Here is a 21,170-nt window from a genome sequence, read left to right as displayed (position 1 = left end):
GAAGGGGGAGACGTATGAGAAAAATAGTCTTTACAGGTGGCGGTTCAGCAGGACATGTAACGCCAAATTTAGCAATTATTCCATATTTACAAGAACAGGATTGGGATATTTCTTATATCGGTTCTCATCAAGGAATTGAGAAAACGATTATAGAAAACGAAGGAATTCCGTATTATAGCATTGCAAGCGGAAAGTTGCGTCGTTATTTTGATTTGAAAAATATAAAAGATCCTTTTCTTGTGATGAAGGGTGTTATGGATGCGTACTTACGAATTCGAAAACTAAAACCAGATGTTATTTTTTCAAAAGGTGGTTTCGTATCTGTACCAGTAGTTATTGGTGGATGGCTAAATCGTGTACCGGTTTTGTTGCATGAATCTGATATGACGCCAGGACTAGCAAACAAAATTGCGCTCCGTTTCGCTTCAAAAATATTTGTTACATTTGAAGAAGCAGCGAAACATTTACCGAAAGAAAAAGTAATATATACGGGATCTCCTGTACGTGAAGAAGTGTTAAAGGGAAATCGTGAAAAGGGTTTAGAGTTTCTAGGATTTTCACGTGAAAAGCCAGTTATTACGATTATGGGAGGAAGTTTAGGCGCGAAGAAAATGAATGAAACGGTTCGAGAAGCGTTACCAGAACTTCTTAAAAAGTATCAAATTGTTCATCTTTGTGGAAAAGGTAATCTTGATGAAAGTTTACAAAATAAAGAAGGATATAAACAATTTGAATACGTACATGGGGAGTTACCCGATATATTAGCGTCAACAGACTTTGTTATTTCACGTGCGGGTTCCAATGCGATTTTTGAGTTTTTAACATTACAAAAGCCGATGGTTTTAATTCCATTATCGAAATTTGCAAGTCGTGGAGATCAAATCTTAAATGCGGAATCCTTTGAAAGACAAGGGTATGCCTCAGTATTGTATGAAGAAGACGTAACTGTGAAATCTCTTTTAAAGCATGTTGAAGAGTTGAATCATAATAATGAGGCGTATAAAACTTCATTAAAAAAATACAATGGAAAAGAAGCGATTAAAACGATCATTCATCATATTTCAGAGGCATGATTAAACGATCATGCCTCTTTTAGTAGGATGAAAGATTCCTAGAATTGATAAATTTATGTTACAATAACAAATGGTTAGTAGGGAAATTCCAATTAATTAAGCGTGAAAATACGAATGGATTAGGAGTGACTGTGTTGGAGCTAAGTCTCTATGAAAATACTGCACTTATTATATGCTTTGTGTTGTACGTTGGTAGTGTTATTGTTTATATTTCACGGAAATTTTCACAAGAACGAGAGCTTGAAAAATCAGAAATAACAGCTGAATTAGAAATGTTAGCTGATGAAAGTTATAAAAAAAAAAAAATAAAAGAAGACCATGAGGCACCCCATCATTTAAACGCAAATAAGTTCTAAGGATGGGGATTTCTTTTGAAAAAATCCCATTAACGCTAAAGCGGAGTTTCCCCATATATAATTAAGGAGTATATATAAATGAATTTTTATATTGCTTCAGGATTTCAAAATAAACATCTTGTCTGTTTTATAGCAAATGAGCTAAAAAAGATGGATGGCATCATACATATGATTGGACGAAAAATGAAAGAGCAATTAGTAAAGAGCAATTAAAAAAGATTGGCCAGGCTGAAAAGGAAGGAATACGAGAAGCTGATGTCTTTTTGCTCCTATTAGATGGTGGGAATGGAAGTCATACAGAGTTTGGAATGGCAATTGCTTTAGCAAAGAAAATTTATGTGTATCATAGAAATAACCCATTGCAAACAACGTTTTATCATTTGTCAGAAGTGGATATTTTTGAAGGAGAAATAGAAGAATTCACCTCATATGTTAAGAATAAAAGGGATTCATAAATATGGCGCTATTTGTTGAGTAAATCTACAATAGGATGAAACTCGTTACGAGTGCTTGATTGGGACGATACTATTAGTGGGAATGCTACTAGATGAGAGTGAATTCAAACATTGTTTCGGAATATAGCGGATACTATGGTTTTATATGTTATAGGCTGTATTACATATAAAGAATGAAGGTTACCACTAGTCTATTTTGGGTACAGTTATTATAAGTGAAATATATATGTAAAGATAAAGGAGTTATAAATATGCAATTAGAAAATGGATGGGAAACGAGCTTTTTAGAAGTTGTGCAAAATAGTGAATTTAAGAAAGATGCGCTTCGCAGTCAATTACTTTGTATGGACGGAGAAGAAGTGGAAGAGTTAGTCGATGATTATGGCTATGAAGAAATTGTGGAACGTGAACATGATGATGAACTAGCAGAAATTTTAGGAGAAGAGCTGTTCGCTGAGATGGAGCGCTACGTATTCTTATCTTCACAGCCTGAAGAAAAATTAATTTCATTCGTAAATGGATTAGGGTTTCATGTTTTAGATTGGATTGTACTTCTTGAAACAGAGTTTGGTATTGATAGCGCGGTATTCACATCAGATATGGTAAAAACATTAGAAAAGCGTTTTAGACAATTTCCACACATAGAAGAGAAGACAATTTTTGATATGACAGTTGGAGAAGCAATGGACGTATTAGAGTCTGTGACGGGTTTACAATTAAAAGAGAAGATGCATATACAATAGTAATAATGAAAAAGAACGTGATGTCCTCACGTTCTTTTTTTACATAATAATAATTTTATCATCTAATTTTGTTTGTCCTGTAAGAAGTGCGTTTAAATACTCCACTTTTCTTATACAAGCTTGTATATGTTTTTCAACTTCTTGTAGCTCTGCTTGATGATGCGTTTCGATTGGATGGATTTGCACGTTAAATTTTTCGAATTGACTACTATATGTTATTTCTGCATAGCCGCTCATAATATCAGTTGGATTATGAAATGAAAATTGCTTTGTTTCCTCGCAGAATGATACGTCTTGAAATCCGTATACTTTTAATGCTTCGATTACTTTTGTAATAATTGTTGTATTCATTTTTATCCCTCTTTACGAAGTTCTACTTTTATATTATAGCATGAAATCAGGTGAGGAAAGCGTTTTCAATTGCTTTTTATTGTAATTTTTACGTATAAATCATAAAAATGAAACAAAGAAAAAATAATTGTAATGAAGGGAGGAATCTTTTCCTGTTTTATCATATATATAGAGAAATAGTGCAATGAAAGGAAATTTTCCGGAGTGGAGATCGTATTTCCAATTTGAGCGCAGTAAAAGAGGTGAGAATCTTGAACTTTGATATTGTAGGACAAAAAGCATATGTGAAAGATGGACCGTATCGGAACCGAATTGGAATTGTAAAGAAAAAAGAAGAACAATTAGAACCGCATTTTATTATTGTGATTGGTGATCAAAATATTGATGTGGAGTTAAAAGATATCGTTTTAGTTGGAGTAGATGTACGGCAATTTCATGAATGGTGCGAGCAAAATGGTTATTTGTAAAAGGGACGGGCTGTGAGATAATAAAAGATAGTTTTAGAGATATAAGAATGAGAGAATACAAGGTTGTATTCTCTTTTTCCATGTTTAAGGAGGCGAAAATGAAGTATAAAGAACAGGAATTTACATTGGAGTTGAAAGAGAAAATTCAATGTATGGAAAAAGAGATAGAGCGAATATCACTTAAACTTTTTAAAGATTATTCACATTTTTACACGATAAGCAGTTAATGTCATACGTCATGGGTTTAGATACGCACTAACTGCAGATGTTAGAAGAGAAACTAATAGCTATAATAGTAAGATTACATAAATATAATTGGTAGAGCTTTATTTATAGTATTTGAGACAATATGTTATGCCTTATGTTTGAAGGATCGGGAGCAAGAAGGGAAGAAGTAAAAAAAGACTCTAACATGATAGAATGTTAGAGTCTTTTTTTGATTATGAAGCAATTTCCCCAGTTTTTACATCCTCTTGATTATACGTATCATGATCTAATTCACCAAGCCATTTACTAGAAATAAGGCCTGCTGTCATGGAACCACTTACGTTAAGAGCTGTACGCCCCATATCGATTAATGGCTCAACAGAGATAACAAGAGCGACAATACCGATTGGTAAGTTCATTGTTGAAAGTACGATTAAAGCTGCAAATGTTGCACCGCCACCAACACCGGCAACACCGAATGAGCTAATAGCAACAACAGCGATTAAAGTTAAAATAAATTGTGGCTGTAATGGATCAATTCCTACAGTTGGAGCGACCATCATTGCAAGCATTGCTGGATAAATACCTGCGCAACCGTTTTGACCGATAGATACCCCGAATGATGCAGCAAAGTTTGCAATTCCTTCTGAAACACCAAGTTTTTCTTTTTGTGCTTCAATATTTAATGGCATTGCACCAGCACTAGAGCGAGAAGTAAATGCGAATGTTAATACTGGAAACACCTTTTTTACATATTGAATTGGGTTTAAACCAGATAGAGCGATTAATAATAAGTGAATAACGAACATTACGATAAGTGCTACGTAAGATGCTAAAACGAAATTACCAAGTTTTAAAATGGCGTTTACATCACTACCAGCGACCGTTTTTGTCATAAGAGCTAATACACCGTATGGAGTAAGGCGTAAAATTAACGTTACCATACGCATTACGATTGCATATACAGCATCGAGCATCTTTTTAAATAGCTCTGCTTGTTCTGGATATTTTCTTTTCACACCGATAAAGGCGATTCCGATAAAGGCCGCGAAAATTACGACAGAAATTGTTGATGTTGGACGAGCACCTGTTAAATCAAGAAATGGATTTGTAGGTAATAGTTCTAACAATTTTTGTGGAACTGGTGTCTGTTCGATAGAAGTAAATTTCTCTTCTACTAATTTCAAGCGAGCAGATTCTGCATCACCTTGTTGTAAACCAGTTGCCTGCACGTCAAATCCTGCGCTTGCTGCGATACCAACAGCTGCAGCAATTCCTGTAGTAAGAATTAAAATTCCGATAATAAGCCCGCTAATTTTACCAAGATTTTTTGTTAATTTTAATTTTGTAAATGCAGAGATAATAGAAACTAAAATAAGTGGCATAACGATCATTTGTAGCAACTTCACATAGCCACTACCGATTAAGCTAAACCAGTTGTTTGATTCCATAATTACTTTAGAAGTAGGTTCATAAATAAATTGTAAGATAAGACCAAAAATAATCCCGACTCCTAAAGCAGTAAATACACGTTTATTAAAAGATACATGCTTGCGTTGCATATAATACAACACGCCGACTAAAATAAGCATGACTGCGATGTTAATTCCGACTAGCAGTGTATTCATATTAATTCCCCCTAATTCCAATCTGTTATATAGAATATATGGCAATAAAACCTATAAGTCAACTAGGGAATTAGAAAAATAAAAAAAAGATGGCGATTTGCCATCTTTTAATGTCCAACACCAGGGACAAGTAGAAATGTTGTGTAGTATGTAAATCCGATGAAGAAAACAGTTAAATATGCCCCAAATACGTATATATACATACGCTCTGTTAATTTTAAATAACTTAAAAGTACGAAAAATCCTGTTTGTCCTAAAAATAGTAGTGCAGTTGAATACATATCCCCTAAGTAAAACATAACCGCGAAAATTCCAGTCCAAAAGCCGAGAACGCGAAACATGCGCTCCATGCCATCTCCCTCCTTTTCTGAAAAAGTAAACCTCTCTTCATTATAGTTTATTTTTCTTACTATTGTAAATATTTGCGAAAAAAGAAAAGAAGTCAAATGCAATTGACTTCTTTCAGACACATTTCCGTATAGGTAATGATTAAAGTTGAACTTTGTAATTACAAGATTTACAACCGTCCAGTAGACTATCGTTTCGTGTTAATTCCATGTTAGGGAATAAGATTTCGAAAATGCCTTTCATCATATCTCCGTGCATGTTACAGATTTCAGTTGAATGATGAATGGCAACTTCTTTAAATGGACAATTGTGTACATCATAGAAAATTTTTGTACCATCTGTACTTAATTCAAATACAGGAGATAGTCCAGCAGTTGAGAATGCTTCTTTCGCAATTTGGACTTTTTGCTCTAATGTTAATGCGTCTTCACTTACATTTAGACGTTGCATATGTTGTTCCATTAATTCTTTACCAAATTGTTTTCCTGTTTCATATAAAGCCTTTTCACCAGCTGCACCAAGGCTAAGTAGTGAATTAAAAGCGATTTTTGCTAATAATTGGTAATCGCGAAATGGGAATTGTAGTTGAATCACATCTTGCGATAATACGTATAGTCTACTCGGTCTGCCGCCTTTTCCGGTTTTCTTTGTTTCTGATTTTAACATGTTTACATCTTCTAATTTTGATAAATGTAAACGTGCTACGTTTGGATGGATGCTAAACTCATCCGCAACTTCTTGTACAGTTACGTAATTATGTTTTTGAGAAATATATTTATAAATGTAATAACGAGTTGGGTCAGATAAAACACCTGTAATTTTTAAAGCTTGTTCCATGAGGATCTCCACCTTTATCACTTTATCCAAGATATTAACATTATAATACAAATAACCTTTTATATAGGTAATTTTAGACAATAATTCAGAAATTGTTCATAATTTCACAAACATATTTCCCCTTTTCGTTCTAAGGAAAATGAAAAAGTTATGATTTTTCTTATATATTTCTTCATGATATATACATAGTGAGGAGGGAATTATAGATGAATGGTGTTGAACAGTTTGCGAATATGATTGTGAAAGAGGCGTGTGCGGTACAAGCATCGGATTTACATATTGTCCCGCGCCAAGAAGATGTGGTCATTCAATTGCGTATTGGAAAGGACTTAATTACGAAACGCTGTATTAAAAAAGAATTTGGAGAAAGGCTCGTTTCGCACTTTAAATTTTTAGCGTCAATGGATATAGGAGAGAGGCGTAAACCACAAAACGGTTCATTATACTTACAAATTGATGGAAAAGAAGTGTATTTACGATTTTCTACACTTCCGACTGTATATCAAGAAAGTCTTGTCATTCGTTTGCATTTACAAGCATCAGTTCAGCCACTTTCTCATCTCTCATTATTTCCGAGCTCAGCCAAAAAATTACTCTCTTTTCTACATCACTCCCACGGATTGCTTGTGTTTACTGGACCGACTGGGTCAGGGAAGACCACAACAATGTATGCATTACTGGAGGTGGCTAGAAAAGGACAAACGCGCTGTATTGTTACACTTGAAGACCCGGTTGAGAAAAGAAAAGATGGTCTATTACAAATTCAAATTAATGAAAAAGCAGGTATCACATATGAGTCTGGTTTAAAAGCAATTTTACGCCATGATCCAGATATTATTCTCGTTGGTGAAATTCGTGATGAAGAGACAGCGAAAGTAGCTGTGAGAGCAAGTTTGACAGGACATTTAGTGATGACAACACTGCATACGAATGATGCGAAAGGAGCGGTACTACGTTTTATGGATTATGGGATAACAAGGCAAGAAATTGAACAATCATTATTGGCCGTATCAGCCCAGAGACTTGTGGAGTTGAAATGTCCGTTTTGCAAAGGTCGATGTTCCACTTTATGTAAGTCAATGCGGCAAGTAAGGCAGGCAAGTATTTATGAGTTATTATATGGATATGAGCTAAAACAAGCAATTAGAGAAGCAAGTGGAGAACATGTAACTTGCCAGTATGAAACACTGCAATCATCAGTGAAAAAGGGATATGCACTAGGATTCTTAGAAGACGATGTTTATGTTTGAAAGAAAAAGGTGGCAATTACAAGAACAAGTATTACTATTGAAAAGACTTGGAGAATTATTAGAAAAAGGGTATTCGCTTTTACAAGCTTTAGAATTTTTACAGTTCCAATTATCACCTCATAAGAAAGAGCAAGTGCAACATATGACGGAAGAATTGAAAAATGGACAGAGCTTACATGACGCTTTTCATCAATTGATGTTTCATCCAGATATATTAAGCTATTTATTTTATGCAGAGCGGCACGGTGATATTTCTTTTGCATTACAGCAAGGTAGTGTACTTCTTCATAGGAAGGATAAGTATAGGAAAGATATGATGAAAGTGCTACGCTATCCTATTTTTTTATCCTTCTTTTTAATGGGGATTCTTTTCATCTTTAATTTCATTTTATTGCCTCAGTTTGAACAGTTGTATAGTTCTTTACGGGCTACCTCATCTTCTTTTGCGGATCAACTTATATTTGTAATTCAAACTATACCGTACCTTATTTGTGCTTTTTTTCTCACTATTGTAATGATAGGTGGTATATATATGCTTTATTTACGAAAACTTCCCCCGATTCAAAGGATAAAGATTATGATTCGCATTCCGCTCATTAAAACATTTCTTATTTTAAATCATTCCCATTATTTTTCTGCCCAACTGAGTGGATTATTACAAGGTGGATTGTCAGTTCATGAGGCTCTAACCGTAATGATTGAGCAAAAATACCTTTTGTTTTTCAGTCATGAAGCTACTCGAATTGCAGAACAATTAATTGCAGGAGAACAGCTGGATTCAATTATTATAAAAAGCGGCTACTACGAAAATGAGCTTTCCTATGTGATCACACATGGACAAGTAAACGGTAATTTAGCGACTGAATTAGGAGATTATAGCGAGTTGATAATTGAAAAGATGGAAGGGGAAATTAATCGTATTTTAGTTGTCATACAGCCAATTTTATTTACAGGTATTGGAATCATAGTTGTTCTTATGTATTTAGCGATAATTATGCCGATGTTTCAAATGATGAGTTCTATTTAGGAGGTCATTTGTATGAAAAATGAAAATGGCTTTACGCTTTTAGAAATGTTATTAGTTATGGTCGTGATATCCGTGTTATTACTATTGATCATTCCGAACGTAATTGCGCAGCGTTCATCTGTACAAAGGAAAGGCTGTGAGGCTTATGCAAAATCTGTAGAAGTGCAAATACAAACGTATCAATTACAAAATAATAAAATACCAACTATAGAAGAGTTATTTGATGAAAAATATATTACTTCTAAAGAATGTCCGAAAGGTGAACCAGTTATCATCTCAGATGATGGAACGGTATCTATCGGAAAGCCGTGAAACAAAGGGGTTTTACACTTTTAGAAATGCTCCTCGTTTTATTTAGTGTATCTATATTAAGTATAGTTACATACTATAATGTTACTCCTTTATATGAAAAACAAAAGATAGAACAGTTTTTAAAGCAATTTTCAAATGATATTTTATATATGCAACAGTTAGCGATAAGTCGTCAAAGTCATTACACGTTGCGATGGTTTAAAGAGAGGAACATGTATTGTATCGGAGAATCTGTGGAGGAGCAATTTATTCTTATTAGGCAATATGACGGAGATATAAAAATTGATTTGCATACCTTCCCAAATCCTATGACATATAACGCTAGTGGAAATATTAATAGGGGTGGTACAATCTTGCTTTCTTATCGTGGTCATACTTATGAAATTATATTTCAGCTTGGTAGAGGGAGATTTACGTATCGTGAAATGTCAAAAAGGATTGGTAATGATCGAGATGCTCGTAGCATTAAGTTTATTAATGATGGCAGTATCACTATTGCTTCCACAAACACTACGTATGATGCAAGAAAGAAGGAATATACAACTTCACTATAAGGCGCATGTATTACTAAAGAAAGAAGTAGCTATATATACGTATCAAAACGAACAAAAGAGCTCAAAAGAAGAAATCGTAGATGGTGTAATATATGACATGTATTGGATGGAAGGTAAAATTTGTACAACGTGGAGAAATATGAAACAGCAAAAATTGGAGAAATGTCGTTATGCAAACAAGTAAAAAGAAAGAAGCAGGATTTACATTGTTAGAAATGATGGTTTGTTTTTTCTTCTTGTCGATTTTCTTCCTTCTCGTGCCACGTCTCCATAGTTTATTTATTGAAAAAGCATATTCGGAGGAATTAAGTAATTGGGAATGGAATGTCTTTATGAACCAAGTACAATTAGAATTTCGAGAAGTACGATTAGGGAAAATTATATTGCTTGAGAATAAGGGAAGTGTCATGCGGTTTCAACTTAGTAATGGCAATGTAGTGACATATGAGAACGTAAATAATAATCTTGTACGAAAAGTAAATGGACGTGGAAGAGAAATTGTATTGCAAAAAATTAGCGTAATTTCTTATGAACTGACACCTTATATGTTGTCCATACATGTGCAAGAGATAGGTGGGAAGATATATAACGGTGTGGCGACGCGTTACGATGCAATTGAGATGATGATATGAAAGCACAAAATGGTTTTGCGATGCCAGGAACGTTAATTCTTCTTTTGTTACTCTTCTCATTTTTAATATATGAAACGAATATGCTTCTATCTGATAAGAAATTTTATATGGAGGCTGAACAAAAATTTTTACTGGAAGAGATTGCTGATCAAGCTGTTTCAGATATTAAGAAAGACTTACAGCAAAAAAATAATGATGACACATTTTTATTTATGTATGAACATGGAGAAGTTAGTGGGAAGTATATGTTCGAAAATGATGTTGTATTTGTTGTATTGCAGTGTGTAACAAGACAGAAATATTTTTATACAGCGAGTTTTCGATATAGTAAAAAGTATAATAATATTTTTGATTGGAGGGAGGGCGATACAAAGTGAAACTTGAGTCAGAGAGGAGGAATCAAGATAATGGTGAAGATAAAATGAGATTAAAAATTTAAATTTTCTCTAAAACGAGAATAGGGAGAAAAATATGATATATTCATGCTATCCAAACATTTTTTAAGGGAGATATGAAGCATGACAAATCAAAATCAAATAGGTGAAAATAAGGAACTAACGATTTTCAACCATACAAGAAACACTATTGTGACAGAGGATAGAGAAATACAAATTATTTCAAGATTAGAAGAGCCTCTTATTGTCGTGTTAGCAAATGTATTAAGTGATGAAGAGTGTGAAGAATTAATTGAAATGTCTAAAAAGAAAATGAAACGCTCTAAAATTGGTGCCTCACGTAACGTAAATGATATTCGTACGAGTAGTGGAACATTTTTAGAAGAGAACGAGATCACTACTAGGATCGAAAGAAGAATTGCTTCGATCATGAATGTTCCTGCCCCACATGGAGAAGGGTTGCAAATTTTACGGTATACAGTTGGACAAGAATATAAAGCGCATTATGATTTTTTTGCGGAACACAGTGCGGCAGCAAGCAACAATCGCATGAGTACACTTGTGATGTATTTAAACGATGTAGAAGAAGGTGGAGAGACTTTCTTTTCAAAACTGAATCTTTCTGTATCTCCGAGAAAAGGAATGGCTGTATATTTTGAGTATTTCTATCAAGATGCATCAATAAACGAACTCACTTTACACGGAGGAGCACCTGTTATTAAAGGTGAGAAATGGATTGCAACGCAATGGATGAGAAGAAAAGCGTTGTATTAAGATACAAATTGATTGAGTTTTCGGTATAGAAAAACATGCAACAGTATTTTGAATAAGGTATAAGGGTGTTATAAAAATGAGAATATTACGTTTTGTTCTGAGCAGTGACTGGAGAACAAGACGTTTTTTTATTATTTTGGAGAGAAACATGCAAAATAAACAACATCTTTCGTTATAATACAAATAATAAATGATGATTGAGAGGAAATAAAATGAAGTCGATATATATTACAGGCTATATGGGAGTTGGGAAAACAACCATTGGTAAAGTGCTAAGTGAAGAATTAAATATTGCTGTTGTGGACACAGATCAAAAAATCGAAGAGAAGCAAGGGAAGTTAATTCGAGATATTTTTGTGGAAGAAGGAGAAGTGACTTTTCGTAAATATGAAAGTGAGATGCTACGTTCATTGCCTACGAATAATGTCATTATTACAACAGGTGGGGGCATTATTGAAAGTGTAGAGAACCGTCAGTGGATGAAAGAAAATGGAGTAGTTGTGTATTTATATTGCGATCCATATGTAATCGCAGAAAGGCTTCGTGAAGATACAACACGGCCGTTATTTCAGAAGGGAGATATAGAGGCATTTGTGAAGAAATTTGAAAAGCGCAGAATGTATTATGAGGAAGCGGATATACATATTGATACAACAAATAAGCGTGTGGAAGAGATTATGAAAGAATTAAATCAAAAGATTAATGAATAAGAAAGTGGACATACTAATCAAGTAGAGGTGATGATAAGATGTCTACTAATGATTATGTGCGTTTTGTGACGCAACAGTTCGTATCGTATATGGATGCTCCAAAAGAGGATCGAAAGCAAAAGAAACAACAGCGCCGTGCTGAGAAAGAACCGTTTTTAAATAAGTGGTTTGGTGTTATGCCAATTAGTGCTACTTTGTTCTATCAAAATGTAAAGAAGAAAAGAAAGAAATCAAGTTGATTAAATTGGATTGATTTACCACTAGTGTTTATAGTTCGCGATATAGTAAAATTTTTGTGATGAGTGTATACTTGTCATCGATTCGACAGAGAAACCTATAAAAAATCCCTCCGTGCAATATTGTACGGGGGGATTTTTGTATTTATTGTGTGGATTCTTTTTGCTCAGTAACTGCGTGTATTTTATTATTAACCCATACAAACCCTATTCCGATACAGATGGAAATGCCCCATCCAACAGCGGTCATAATTGCTCTCATTTCACCGTATCCATCTACACCGAAAACGGAGATGAAGTAGATTTTTAAAAAGCTTTTTAAAATAAACTGAAGACCGAAAAATAGCGTTAAATATTGCAATGCTGGATATATACGCTGATCGCGGTAAAGTTCGCGACTTTTATCGCGATCATGCCCTTGTAGTGCTGCAATATCAGCTGCAAAATATAGCATGAGTGGTTTCTTAATAAAGATTGAACATATAACAACGCAGCCGAGTACGATATGATAATATGCGTCATTCCATAGCATGCGCTCAGCGGAACCAGATAGTAAATCTACTGTCGTGTTAGCAACCAGTGTAACTAGAATAAAAAACCCTGTAATGTTGAATTGCTTTTCTTTTTTAAAACAGTACAGTGTATAAAGAATTCCTGGTACAGAAGAAATAAGCATTGCATAATAAGGATCAATATGAGGTTTTGCAAACTTCCAAATTAGAAAAGGGAAGACGAGATAAAAGACGATATCAAATATAGCTTTTTTATTTTGATTCATGGGAAGCCTCCTTAATTCATATATATATTTTACAATAGAATTTCTGAATATTGTACAAGATTAATTGATGATTGAAAAAATGATAGAGGACATGACATCATGCAAGCGATTTTCGTGGATCGCAAACATGTAATTACAATAAATATGTTTTTGTTTACTATATATTTGATGCGAAAAGTAAATTTCGTTATTTCCAAACAGGTTGAAGTGATATATCGATGCTTCATAAATGTTTTGAGCATGTGCGAAAAGAAGTATGAATCGTAGTTTAGTAGATGAAAACCATAAATAAAAAAGTTTGCCCCTAGCGTAGTAATATTTTTTAGTATATAATAAAGGAAACGCTTTCATTTTGAGGTTGTTCACAAAAATGACGAAAAATTATATTATTCCTATCGTCATGTTGTTTTATAATGAAACTAATTATCTATACATGCATACAATATTGTGAAATAAATAACATAAATAATCTATATAAATGTAAACGTTATCAAGAAAAGAGAGGTGGAGACAATGAGTAAATTTTTCTTCAATCATAATCCAGCAACATTAGAGGATGGAAGGCTTGTTGAGTATGCTGAAATTATTTATGGTGAAGGTGGCCGTTCTGTATTAGAAAATTTAATGGTGAAAGCATCTATCAGGTTGCGTGATCGTTATCCGCATAAATCTGACGAACAGATCTCACACCTCGTAAATCAAGGCATTCATGATATGTTTCAGAAATACGTGAAAGAGTAAGAGGAGCTAATTGCTTCTCTTATTTTTTGTATAAGGATTGTCCCTCTAGTTGAAAATAAGAGTGAATTTCAAAAATGCAAGGAGGGAAAGACATGAGCAATGGAATTGGTCGTTCAAAAAAGAATTTGCCTACAGATGCAAACCATGTAAGTGCAAAAGACCGTGCGTATCAAAAACGTATGACGGAGAAAGGACAACAAGAACATAACGACGGCAGAAAATATAATGGGAAAATATAAGGCAAGCTCCTTCTTACATGAAGGAGCTCTTTTTATGATAAAAAGTGATTAGCGGTAACATAGAAGAGACCACCATTTATAATTTGCATTGTAATTCGTGGTTCATATTGTTCTTGGAGTGCTTGTTTTTCAATTTCGTAGCTTTCTGGAAGCTCCTCGCTTTCTGCATAAAAACGATTTAAAAGATCTAAATCATGATTCCAGCGTACTCTGGCTTCTTTTGCCCATGTATGGTCATCTCCTGCAATTATGTTTTTTAAAGCATCCTCGACACGTTGTAAACCACTCTGTGGTTTTATGATGGGAGAGAGTGTGAAACTGAAATCAGGTATTTTCGGTGTAAGCCGTATTTTTGCTAATGTTTCATGAAAATTTGTAATCATTGTTCCAGAAATAAGATGAATACCGATAGAGTGAAGCATATCTTTTTTTCGATCACATTGATAGGATACCTTTATATTTACGCCAAGCCATGGGTGAAGTGGCGTATGAGTTGTCCCGCTAGGAGGAACGTCTTCGAATAAACGGATGTAGGAACCAAGTTCTTTTGTTGTTTGAAAAATTTGGTGGAGGCGAGGAGATCCGTAATGAATGAGCTCACCGTCATCTTCGTCATTTTCAGGGTTTGTAATGAGAGTAAGTCGCATTGGATTTGGTACGCCCCCTGTTTTTTCGAGATAGTGCCAATAAAAAGGGCGATTCATTAACAACTTATCCATTTCAATCGTTAATTGTACATCTAATAGATGAGGTGAACGCTGTACAATTTCACAGTCGTTCGCCTCGAAAAAGTTGTATAAATAATTATGAATTTCATGTTGCTGCATAGCCTTGCACCTCAGCTTCATTTCGCTTAGCAAAGTCGATGATAGATGTTAAATTTTCCATCTTAATTCGAATTTCTCCTTCGCTCTTTGACTGCGCGAAAATTTCTTGTATATGCGCATCAATATTTTTCATATTGATCCTTGTAAGTATTTCATCGAGTTCACCGATTACGCGCTCAAATAAATTAATTTTTTCATACAGTAGTTTTAAAATATGTTCTTCAACAGTATGTTTTGTTGCTAAGTTATAAATGTGAACATCATTTTTTTGTCCGAGTCGGTGAATACGTCCGATTCGTTGTTCAAGGCGCATTGGATTCCAAGGTAAATCGTAATTAATCATATGACTACAAAACTGCAAGTTAATCCCTTCGCCACCTGCTTCCGTTGCGATTAATACTTGTGCATGATTTTGGAAAAGTTCTTTCATCCAATCTTTTTTACCACGCTTAAATCCGCCGCGAAACGGAACAGAAGAAATGCCGTGCTGCTGTAAAAACCATTGTAAATACATTTGTGATGCCCTATATTCTGTGAAAATGACAACTTTATCATCAATCTCTTTTATCAGTTCCAGTGCTTTATTTGCTTTTGAATTGAAAGGAATATGATTAATATGATCCATTAAAACATCAATATAAGGGTCTTGTATGTAATGTTCATTTTCTTTTTTTCGTTTCTCTACATGCTTTTTAAGCGAATAGTAAACAGCTTCGCGGCTACTACATGCCTCTCGTTTTAAAGTTAATGATGAGAAGGCGGAAGTGAAAGCATCTTGGCTTCGCCAATTTTCAATCGCATTATATAAAGCTTGTTCCTCCTCATTGAATTCAACGAAAAGTGTACGTACATGTCGTTTCGGCCAATCAATTCCGGTATTATGGCGTCTATTTCGAACCATTACTTTATTAATGAGAGCTTTTAAATCTTCATCAGACTCGGCAGAACGATTTTTTGAGGCGTAATACTCTTCAAAATTAGATTGATTTCCTAAATGACCCGGTTTTAATAAGGAAACGAGATTAAAGATTTCATCGATTTTATTTTGAACGGGTGTTGCTGTTAGTAATAAACAAAACTTCTTTTTTAAACGCTGTGCAAATTCATAGTTTTTTGTTTTATTATTTTTTAGTTTATGTGCTTCATCGATAATAATAAGGTCATACTCTAAGTTTAAAACGATATCGCGATGTGGTGAACGTTTTGCTGTATCAATAGATGAAACGATGACATCAGCTTGTTCCCATGAATAGCTTTTCTTTTGGGCTATAGCAGGGATGAAAAATTTCGTATTTAGTTCATATGCCCATTGAGATACGAGGGAAGCTGGTACGAGTATAAGTACTTTTTTCACAAGTCCGCGCACCATATATTCTTTTAAAATAAGTCCCGCCTCGATCGTTTTTCCGAGTCCAACTTCATCCGCTAGTATTGCTTTACCATTCATTTGTTCAATTACGTTTTGTGCCACTTCTAATTGATGAGGCAGTGGTGTGAAATGGGATAAATGTTTGGGTGCTTGTAATCCATCAAATGTAGGGACAAGCAACGATTTTTCTGTTTCATAAGCTAAATGATATAAATCCCAATTGGTCCAAGGGCCATCTTCATCAATGCGTTTTAAAAAATTATTTTGCCATGTCCGATCTACGGAAATATCGACATTCATTACAACTCTCCCACCTTCTGTAAACTGAAAAGATTATTGTTAGGGCTATCCAAAATAATTAGCATTTCTATTATTTTAGAGTGTTCGTATGAACGGGAAGTAAAATACATTATTACAAGCCTCGAAATGAAGCGAGGTAAGGAATAATGACTTAAACAATTGGTGAGGATAAACCTCTATTATTACAATTTTCACTTTATAAGTTTAAGAATAAAAAATTCTAAATTATTTTTTATGCTAGAATATTGATGAAATAGATCGAATAATGTTAGGATAATGGTGTGAAATGTGTGGAATCTTTCGTATTTTATCCAAGAAAGTACTTTTTTATTTACGCTTTCATAAAAAAATATAATGAGATTCCGTATATCCTATCTTTTCAAAGTGAAAATGTTTAGATAAGGGGAACCAACTTTTATTGATTTGTCATAGCATAAGGGGGAAAGAACATGATTACATTACAACGTACACCGCTATTTGATGTATACGCAAAGTATGGTGGGAAAACAATCGACTTTGGTGGTTGGGAATTACCAGTTCAATTTTCAAGCATTAAAGATGAGCACGAAGCTGTTCGTACAGCTGCGGGTCTGTTCGATGTATCTCATATGGGAGAAGTAGAGGTAACAGGTGTAGATAGCTTAGCATTTTTACAACGTGTTGTTACAAATGACGTATCTACCTTAAAGGTAGGAGGCGCACAATATACAGCAATGTGTTACGAAAACGGCGGCACTGTAGATGATTTATTAATCTACAAACGTGGTGAAGAAGACTACTTATTAGTTATCAATGCATCAAATATCGAAAAAGATTACGAGTGGTTAGCAAGTCATGTAATTGGCGATACGAAAGTAGTCAATGTTTCTAGTGAAATTGCACAGCTTGCAATTCAAGGACCAAAAGCAGAAGGCATTTTACAAAAAGTTGTGTCAGAAGATTTGAAAGAAATTAAGTTCTTTAAATTTAAAAACGATATTCTTGTAGACGGTATTCCTGCACTAATATCTCGTACAGGATATACAGGTGAAGATGGATTTGAAATTTACTGCAAAAGTGAAGATGCTGCAAAAATTTGGGAGAAACTTCTTGAAGTAGGAGCAGAAGACGGCTTAAAACCATGTGGTTTAGGTGCGCGCGATACACTTCGCTTTGAAGCAACACTTCCGCTTTATGGTCAAGAATTATCGAAAGATATTACACCGATTGAAGCTGGAATTGGCTTTGCGGTAAAAACAAACAAAGAAGCAGACTTCTTTGGAAAAGAAACGTTAAAAGAGCAAAAAGAAAACGGTGCCTCTCGTAAACTAGTTGGCATCGAAGTAATTGACCGCGGTATTCCTCGTACGCATTATCCTGTATATGTAGGCGAAGAGAAAATCGGGGAAGTAACAAGTGGTACACAATCTCCAACGTTAAAGAAAAGCATTGGTTTAGCACTAATTGATGTAAAATACGCAGCAGTGGATACAGAAGTAGAAATTGAAATTCGTAATAAACGCGTCAAAGCAGTAGTTGTTCCAACACCATTTTATAAACGTTCAAAGTAACGGGGAGAGGGGTAGATTTCATGTTGCATCGTTATCTTCCAATGACAGAAGAAGACAAAAGAGAAATGTTACAGACGATCGGCGTTCAAACGATCGATGAATTATTTTCTGATATTCCAGAAAGTGTTCGTTTTAAAGGGGATTTAAAAATTAAACAAGCGAAATCAGAACCAGAGCTTTTAAAAGAACTGTCTGATATGGCTCGTAAAAATGCGAACTTAAAAGAATACGCTTCTTTCTTAGGAGCAGGTGTATACGATCACTACGCTCCAGTAATTGTGGATCATGTTATTTCTCGTTCAGAATTTTATACAGCTTATACGCCATACCAACCAGAAATTTCACAAGGGGAATTACAAGCTATCTTTGAATTCCAAACAATGATTTGTGAATTAACTGGAATGGACGTAGCAAACTCTTCTATGTATGACGGAGGTACAGCGCTTGCTGAAGCGGCAATGTTAGCAGCTGGTCATACTCGTAAAAAGAAAATCCTTGTTTCTTCAGCAGTTCATCCAGAATCAAGAGCGGTACTTGAAACGTATGCAAAAGGTCAACATCTTGAAGTTGTTGAAATTGATCATAAAAACGGTGTAACAGATTTAGACGTATTACAAAGTGAAGTAGATGATACAGTTGCTTGCGTAATCGTTCAATACCCTAACTTCTTCGGACAAGTTGAAAAGTTAGCTGATATTGAAAAAATTGTTCATCAGCAAAAATCATTATTTATTGTTTCTTCTAATCCGTTATCATTAGGCGCATTAACACCACCAGGAAAATTTGGTGCTGATATTGTAATCGGTGATGCACAACCATTCGGTATTCCAACACAATTTGGTGGACCGCATTGTGGTTACTTTGCAACAACGAAAACATTTATGCGTAAAATTCCAGGTCGTCTTGTAGGACAAACTGTGGATTCAGATGGTAAACGTGGTTTTGTATTAACATTACAAGCTCGTGAACAACATATTCGTCGTGATAAAGCGACATCTAACATTTGTTCAAACCAAGCGTTAAATGCATTAGCGGCATCTGTTGCAATGACTGCACTTGGAAAACAAGGTGTGAAAGAAATGGCGCGTCAAAACATTTCTAAAGCACAATACGCAAAACGTCAATTTGAAGCAAAAGGTTTCACAGTAACATTTACTGGACCATTCTTCAATGAGTTTGTTGTAGATTGTAAACGTTCAGTACAAGAAGTAAATGATGCATTACTGCAAAAGAATATTATCGGTGGTTACGACCTAGGCCGTGATTATAAAGAGCTAGCAAATCATATGCTTCTAGCAGTAACAGAGCTTCGTACAAAAGAAGAAATTGACACACTTGTAAACGAAATGGGGGCTATCCAATGAAGAACCAAGACCAAGCACTTATTTTTGAAGTGAGTAAAGAAGGACGCGTAGGATATAGCTTACCCCAATTAGATGTAGAAGAAGTAAAGTTAGAAGATGTGTTTGAGAGCGATTATATTCGAACTGAAGATGCAGAGCTTCCAGAAGTATCTGAACTTGATATTATGCGCCATTACACAGCACTTTCAAATCGTAATCATGGCGTTGATTCTGGATTCTATCCTTTAGGATCTTGTACGATGAAATACAATCCGAAGATTAACGAAAACGTGGCACGTTTCCCAGGCTTTGCAAATATTCATCCACTTCAAGATGAAAAGACAGTACAAGGTGCAATGGAATTAATGTACGACTTACAAGAGCATTTAATTGAAATTACAGGTATGGATACTGTTACATTACAACCAGCAGCAGGTGCGCATGGAGAATGGACAGGCTTAATGTTAATTCGTGCATATCATGAAGCAAACGGTGACTTTAACCGTACGAAAGTAATCGTTCCTGACTCTGCACACGGAACAAACCCAGCATCTGCGACGGTAGCAGGTTTTGAAACGATTACAGTAAAATCAAATGAAAATGGTCTTGTTGACTTAGAAGATTTAAAACGTGTTGTGAATGAAGAAACAGCAGCACTTATGTTAACAAATCCAAATACACTTGGTCTATTTGAAGAAAATATTTTAGAAATGGCAGAAATCGTTCATAATGCAGGCGGTAAATTGTATTATGATGGTGCAAACTTAAATGCGGTATTAAGTCAAGCGCGCCCAGGAGATATGGGATTTGACGTTGTACATTTAAACCTTCATAAAACATTTACAGGACCGCATGGCGGCGGTGGCCCGGGTTCTGGTCCAGTAGGTGTGAAAGCCGATTTAATTCCATTCTTACCGAAACCAATTTTAGAGAAAACGGAAACTGGCTATCACTTTAACTATGATCGTCCACAAGCAATTGGACGCGTGAAGCCGTTCTACGGTAACTTCGGAATTAATGTTCGTGCATATACGTATATCCGTTCTATGGGACCAGATGGACTGCGCGCTGTAACAGAATACGCTGTATTAAATGCGAACTATATGATGAGAAGATTAGCACCATTCTATGATCTTCCATTCGATAGACATTGTAAGCATGAGTTTGTATTATCAGGTCGTCGCCAGAAGAAACTCGGTGTGCGTACATTAGATATTGCAAAACGTCTGCTTGATTTTGGTTACCATCCACCAACAATCTACTTCCCATTAAATGTGGAAGAATGTATTATGATTGAACCGACAGAAACAGAATCAAAAGAAACATTAGATGGTTTCGTTGATAAGATGATTCAAATCGCTAAAGAAGCAGAAGAAAATCCAGAAGTTGTGCAAGAAGCACCGCATACAACAGTAATTAAGCGTCTGGATGAAACAATGGCTGCCCGTAAACCAGTTTTACGTTATCAAAAGCCAGCTCCTGTACAAGTTTGATTGAAATAAAGGGAAAAGAACTCGCTATATGCGGGTTCTTTTTTATGAAGAAGTGGTGCAGATAGAATGAAAAAAATGTTAAAATTTTATGTTTTTTGTTTCATATTGGAGTGGGGCTGCAGTTTCTTAGGCTTTTTGTTGAAAAAGTCGGTTTGATAAAATTGTGTATTTTTGT

General features: G+C 34.9%; 26 protein-coding genes and 2 pseudogenes. 20 read left to right on the top strand and 8 right to left on the bottom strand.

The genetic code is table 11. From position 1 onward, the window contains the following. The first annotated feature begins 14 nt into the window (after nucleotides 1-14). From DJ93_RS06975 to DJ93_RS06960, 4 genes and pseudogenes are all read left to right on the top strand, one after another. On the top strand, nucleotides 15-1,073 hold the full coding sequence (locus tag DJ93_RS06975) for an undecaprenyldiphospho-muramoylpentapeptide beta-N-acetylglucosaminyltransferase (protein ID WP_042979886.1): 1,059 nt from the start codon (nucleotides 15-17) through the stop codon (nucleotides 1,071-1,073). A 95-nt stretch (nucleotides 1,074-1,168) separates the two neighbouring features. Beyond that, nucleotides 1,169-1,429: a DUF3966 domain-containing protein gene (locus DJ93_RS06970; RefSeq protein ID WP_042984157.1), complete on the top strand. Its 261-nt coding sequence runs from the start codon at nucleotides 1,169-1,171 to the stop codon at nucleotides 1,427-1,429. A gap of 78 nt (nucleotides 1,430-1,507) precedes the next feature. Further along, nucleotides 1,508-1,884: pseudogene (locus DJ93_RS06965) on the top strand (nucleoside 2-deoxyribosyltransferase). A 251-nt stretch (nucleotides 1,885-2,135) separates the two neighbouring features. After that, nucleotides 2,136-2,627 (top strand): hypothetical protein, encoded by a 492-nt coding sequence (locus DJ93_RS06960; RefSeq protein WP_042979885.1) that lies wholly within the window; start codon nucleotides 2,136-2,138, stop codon nucleotides 2,625-2,627. A 39-nt stretch (nucleotides 2,628-2,666) separates the two neighbouring features. Here DJ93_RS06960 and DJ93_RS06955 read toward each other — a convergent pair whose 3' ends face one another. After that, nucleotides 2,667-2,978, bottom strand: coding sequence for a hypothetical protein (locus tag DJ93_RS06955; protein ID WP_042979884.1), 312 nt, complete (start codon nucleotides 2,976-2,978; stop codon nucleotides 2,667-2,669). Between the two features lie 251 nt (nucleotides 2,979-3,229). Here DJ93_RS06955 and DJ93_RS06950 point away from each other — a divergent pair, with 251 nt between their 5' ends. Beyond that, on the top strand, nucleotides 3,230-3,445 hold the full coding sequence (locus DJ93_RS06950; RefSeq protein ID WP_042979883.1) for a DUF3912 family protein: 216 nt from the start codon (nucleotides 3,230-3,232) through the stop codon (nucleotides 3,443-3,445). Between the two features lie 440 nt (nucleotides 3,446-3,885). Here the strand turns inward: DJ93_RS06950 and DJ93_RS06940 are convergent, their stop codons facing one another. From DJ93_RS06940 to DJ93_RS06930, 3 genes are all read right to left on the bottom strand, one after another. After that, nucleotides 3,886-5,280 (bottom strand): L-cystine transporter, encoded by a 1,395-nt coding sequence (locus DJ93_RS06940; RefSeq protein ID WP_042979882.1) that lies wholly within the window; start codon nucleotides 5,278-5,280, stop codon nucleotides 3,886-3,888. Nucleotides 5,281-5,387: 107 nt separating this feature from the next. Then, on the bottom strand, nucleotides 5,388-5,630 hold the full coding sequence (locus DJ93_RS06935; protein WP_042979881.1) for a DUF2626 domain-containing protein: 243 nt from the start codon (nucleotides 5,628-5,630) through the stop codon (nucleotides 5,388-5,390). Between the two features lie 139 nt (nucleotides 5,631-5,769). Continuing rightward, nucleotides 5,770-6,465, bottom strand: coding sequence for a helix-turn-helix transcriptional regulator (locus DJ93_RS06930; protein WP_042979880.1), 696 nt, complete (start codon nucleotides 6,463-6,465; stop codon nucleotides 5,770-5,772). Between the two features lie 206 nt (nucleotides 6,466-6,671). Between DJ93_RS06930 and comGA the strand changes: the two genes are divergently transcribed. The 10 genes and pseudogenes from comGA (at nucleotide 6,672) to DJ93_RS06880 (ending at nucleotide 12,358) form a co-directional block, all read left to right on the top strand. After that, complete coding sequence (comGA, locus tag DJ93_RS06925; protein WP_042979879.1) at nucleotides 6,672-7,715, top strand: competence type IV pilus ATPase ComGA; 1,044 nt, start codon at nucleotides 6,672-6,674, stop codon at nucleotides 7,713-7,715. Continuing rightward, nucleotides 7,702-8,742: a competence type IV pilus assembly protein ComGB gene (gene comGB, locus DJ93_RS06920; RefSeq protein ID WP_042979878.1), complete on the top strand. Its 1,041-nt coding sequence runs from the start codon at nucleotides 7,702-7,704 to the stop codon at nucleotides 8,740-8,742. The genes comGA and comGB overlap by 14 nt, the downstream gene beginning before the upstream one ends. Before the next feature lie 12 nt (nucleotides 8,743-8,754). Then, on the top strand, nucleotides 8,755-9,054 hold the full coding sequence (comGC, locus tag DJ93_RS06915; RefSeq protein WP_042979877.1) for a competence type IV pilus major pilin ComGC: 300 nt from the start codon (nucleotides 8,755-8,757) through the stop codon (nucleotides 9,052-9,054). Next, nucleotides 9,051-9,500 (top strand): annotated as a pseudogene (gene comGD, locus DJ93_RS06910) (competence type IV pilus minor pilin ComGD); the annotation flags it as partial. The gene comGC and the pseudogene comGD, both read left to right, overlap by 4 nt. Next, nucleotides 9,433-9,792, top strand: coding sequence for a competence type IV pilus minor pilin ComGE (gene comGE / locus DJ93_RS33670; protein WP_374937162.1), 360 nt, complete (start codon nucleotides 9,433-9,435; stop codon nucleotides 9,790-9,792). The pseudogene comGD and the gene comGE, both read left to right, overlap by 68 nt. Further along, nucleotides 9,779-10,240: a competence type IV pilus minor pilin ComGF gene (gene comGF / locus DJ93_RS06900; protein WP_042979874.1), complete on the top strand. Its 462-nt coding sequence runs from the start codon at nucleotides 9,779-9,781 to the stop codon at nucleotides 10,238-10,240. Before comGE ends, comGF begins: the two co-directional genes overlap by 14 nt. After that, nucleotides 10,237-10,617: a competence type IV pilus minor pilin ComGG gene (gene comGG, locus DJ93_RS06895; protein WP_042979873.1), complete on the top strand. Its 381-nt coding sequence runs from the start codon at nucleotides 10,237-10,239 to the stop codon at nucleotides 10,615-10,617. The genes comGF and comGG overlap by 4 nt, the downstream gene beginning before the upstream one ends. Before the next feature lie 141 nt (nucleotides 10,618-10,758). Beyond that, nucleotides 10,759-11,409 carry a 2OG-Fe(II) oxygenase gene (locus DJ93_RS06890; RefSeq protein ID WP_042979872.1) on the top strand — a complete coding sequence of 217 codons (651 nt, stop codon included), beginning with the start codon at nucleotides 10,759-10,761 and terminating at the stop codon, nucleotides 11,407-11,409. Between the two features lie 212 nt (nucleotides 11,410-11,621). Next, complete coding sequence (locus tag DJ93_RS06885; protein ID WP_042979871.1) at nucleotides 11,622-12,119, top strand: shikimate kinase; 498 nt, start codon at nucleotides 11,622-11,624, stop codon at nucleotides 12,117-12,119. A gap of 38 nt (nucleotides 12,120-12,157) precedes the next feature. Further along, nucleotides 12,158-12,358, top strand: a complete 201-nt coding sequence (locus tag DJ93_RS06880; protein ID WP_042979870.1) for a YqzE family protein — start codon at nucleotides 12,158-12,160, stop codon at nucleotides 12,356-12,358. A 142-nt stretch (nucleotides 12,359-12,500) separates the two neighbouring features. Here DJ93_RS06880 and DJ93_RS06875 read toward each other — a convergent pair whose 3' ends face one another. Both DJ93_RS06875 and DJ93_RS34610 read right to left on the bottom strand, forming a co-directional pair. Continuing rightward, on the bottom strand, nucleotides 12,501-13,133 hold the full coding sequence (locus DJ93_RS06875; protein WP_042979869.1) for a VC0807 family protein: 633 nt from the start codon (nucleotides 13,131-13,133) through the stop codon (nucleotides 12,501-12,503). Nucleotides 13,134-13,455: 322 nt separating this feature from the next. Then, nucleotides 13,456-13,560, bottom strand: a complete 105-nt coding sequence (locus tag DJ93_RS34610; RefSeq protein WP_310593254.1) for a GTP pyrophosphokinase — start codon at nucleotides 13,558-13,560, stop codon at nucleotides 13,456-13,458. A gap of 86 nt (nucleotides 13,561-13,646) precedes the next feature. Here DJ93_RS34610 and DJ93_RS06870 point away from each other — a divergent pair, with 86 nt between their 5' ends. After that, nucleotides 13,647-13,874, top strand: coding sequence for a hypothetical protein (locus tag DJ93_RS06870; protein WP_042979868.1), 228 nt, complete (start codon nucleotides 13,647-13,649; stop codon nucleotides 13,872-13,874). A gap of 92 nt (nucleotides 13,875-13,966) precedes the next feature. Then, nucleotides 13,967-14,113 carry a hypothetical protein gene (locus DJ93_RS33140; RefSeq protein WP_042979867.1) on the top strand — a complete coding sequence of 49 codons (147 nt, stop codon included), beginning with the start codon at nucleotides 13,967-13,969 and terminating at the stop codon, nucleotides 14,111-14,113. A 32-nt stretch (nucleotides 14,114-14,145) separates the two neighbouring features. Here the strand turns inward: DJ93_RS33140 and DJ93_RS06860 are convergent, their stop codons facing one another. Together DJ93_RS06860 and DJ93_RS06855 are read right to left on the bottom strand one after the other, a co-directional pair. Continuing rightward, on the bottom strand, nucleotides 14,146-14,940 hold the full coding sequence (locus DJ93_RS06860; protein ID WP_042979866.1) for a YqhG family protein: 795 nt from the start codon (nucleotides 14,938-14,940) through the stop codon (nucleotides 14,146-14,148). Further along, a complete protein-coding gene (locus DJ93_RS06855) occupies nucleotides 14,927-16,609 on the bottom strand; it encodes a DEAD/DEAH box helicase (protein WP_042979865.1) in 1,683 nt (560 codons plus the stop codon). The genes DJ93_RS06860 and DJ93_RS06855 overlap by 14 nt, the downstream gene beginning before the upstream one ends. Nucleotides 16,610-17,058: 449 nt before the next feature. Between DJ93_RS06855 and gcvT the strand changes: the two genes are divergently transcribed. From gcvT to gcvPB, 3 genes are read left to right on the top strand one after another with little or no spacing between them, the layout of a single operon-like run. After that, nucleotides 17,059-18,159: a glycine cleavage system aminomethyltransferase GcvT gene (gene gcvT, locus DJ93_RS06850; protein ID WP_042979864.1), complete on the top strand. Its 1,101-nt coding sequence runs from the start codon at nucleotides 17,059-17,061 to the stop codon at nucleotides 18,157-18,159. A gap of 20 nt (nucleotides 18,160-18,179) precedes the next feature. Next, nucleotides 18,180-19,523, top strand: coding sequence for an aminomethyl-transferring glycine dehydrogenase subunit 1 (gcvPA, locus tag DJ93_RS06845; protein ID WP_042979863.1), 1,344 nt, complete (start codon nucleotides 18,180-18,182; stop codon nucleotides 19,521-19,523). Then, a complete protein-coding gene (gene gcvPB, locus DJ93_RS06840) occupies nucleotides 19,520-20,995 on the top strand; it encodes an aminomethyl-transferring glycine dehydrogenase subunit 2 (protein WP_042979862.1) in 1,476 nt (491 codons plus the stop codon). Before gcvPA ends, gcvPB begins: the two co-directional genes overlap by 4 nt. The last annotated feature ends 175 nt before the right edge of the window (nucleotides 20,996-21,170 follow it).

The organism is Bacillus clarus (assembly GCF_000746925.1).
GTDB lineage: Bacteria > Bacillota > Bacilli > Bacillales > Bacillaceae_G > Bacillus_A > Bacillus_A clarus.
Note: the sequence above shows the minus strand (reverse complement) of the source record. Positions and strands in the feature narration are given on the sequence as shown.

What these genes read in the sequence shown, in the direction of transcription:
- DJ93_RS06975 (WP_042979886.1), top strand. Translation starts at nt 15, where the DNA reads ATGAGAAAAATAGTCTTTACAGGTGGCGGTTCAGCAGGACATGTAACG.
- DJ93_RS06960 (WP_042979885.1), top strand. Translation starts at nt 2,136, where the DNA reads ATGCAATTAGAAAATGGATGGGAAACGAGCTTTTTAGAAGTTGTGCAA.
- DJ93_RS06955 (WP_042979884.1), bottom strand. Translation starts at nt 2,978, where the DNA reads ATGAATACAACAATTATTACAAAAGTAATCGAAGCATTAAAAGTATAC.
- DJ93_RS06940 (WP_042979882.1), bottom strand. Translation starts at nt 5,280, where the DNA reads ATGAATACACTGCTAGTCGGAATTAACATCGCAGTCATGCTTATTTTA.
- DJ93_RS06935 (WP_042979881.1), bottom strand. Translation starts at nt 5,630, where the DNA reads ATGGAGCGCATGTTTCGCGTTCTCGGCTTTTGGACTGGAATTTTCGCG.
- DJ93_RS06930 (WP_042979880.1), bottom strand. Translation starts at nt 6,465, where the DNA reads ATGGAACAAGCTTTAAAAATTACAGGTGTTTTATCTGACCCAACTCGT.
- comGA (WP_042979879.1), top strand. Translation starts at nt 6,672, where the DNA reads ATGAATGGTGTTGAACAGTTTGCGAATATGATTGTGAAAGAGGCGTGT.
- comGB (WP_042979878.1), top strand. Translation starts at nt 7,702, where the DNA reads ATGTTTATGTTTGAAAGAAAAAGGTGGCAATTACAAGAACAAGTATTA.
- comGC (WP_042979877.1), top strand. Translation starts at nt 8,755, where the DNA reads ATGAAAAATGAAAATGGCTTTACGCTTTTAGAAATGTTATTAGTTATG.
- comGE (WP_374937162.1), top strand. Translation starts at nt 9,433, where the DNA reads ATGAAATTATATTTCAGCTTGGTAGAGGGAGATTTACGTATCGTGAAA.
- comGF (WP_042979874.1), top strand. Translation starts at nt 9,779, where the DNA reads ATGCAAACAAGTAAAAAGAAAGAAGCAGGATTTACATTGTTAGAAATG.
- comGG (WP_042979873.1), top strand. Translation starts at nt 10,237, where the DNA reads ATGAAAGCACAAAATGGTTTTGCGATGCCAGGAACGTTAATTCTTCTT.
- DJ93_RS06890 (WP_042979872.1), top strand. Translation starts at nt 10,759, where the DNA reads ATGACAAATCAAAATCAAATAGGTGAAAATAAGGAACTAACGATTTTC.
- DJ93_RS06885 (WP_042979871.1), top strand. Translation starts at nt 11,622, where the DNA reads ATGAAGTCGATATATATTACAGGCTATATGGGAGTTGGGAAAACAACC.
- DJ93_RS06880 (WP_042979870.1), top strand. Translation starts at nt 12,158, where the DNA reads ATGTCTACTAATGATTATGTGCGTTTTGTGACGCAACAGTTCGTATCG.
- DJ93_RS06875 (WP_042979869.1), bottom strand. Translation starts at nt 13,133, where the DNA reads ATGAATCAAAATAAAAAAGCTATATTTGATATCGTCTTTTATCTCGTC.
- DJ93_RS06870 (WP_042979868.1), top strand. Translation starts at nt 13,647, where the DNA reads ATGAGTAAATTTTTCTTCAATCATAATCCAGCAACATTAGAGGATGGA.
- DJ93_RS33140 (WP_042979867.1), top strand. Translation starts at nt 13,967, where the DNA reads ATGAGCAATGGAATTGGTCGTTCAAAAAAGAATTTGCCTACAGATGCA.
- DJ93_RS06860 (WP_042979866.1), bottom strand. Translation starts at nt 14,940, where the DNA reads ATGCAGCAACATGAAATTCATAATTATTTATACAACTTTTTCGAGGCG.
- DJ93_RS06855 (WP_042979865.1), bottom strand. Translation starts at nt 16,609, where the DNA reads ATGAATGTCGATATTTCCGTAGATCGGACATGGCAAAATAATTTTTTA.
- gcvT (WP_042979864.1), top strand. Translation starts at nt 17,059, where the DNA reads ATGATTACATTACAACGTACACCGCTATTTGATGTATACGCAAAGTAT.
- gcvPA (WP_042979863.1), top strand. Translation starts at nt 18,180, where the DNA reads ATGTTGCATCGTTATCTTCCAATGACAGAAGAAGACAAAAGAGAAATG.
- gcvPB (WP_042979862.1), top strand. Translation starts at nt 19,520, where the DNA reads ATGAAGAACCAAGACCAAGCACTTATTTTTGAAGTGAGTAAAGAAGGA.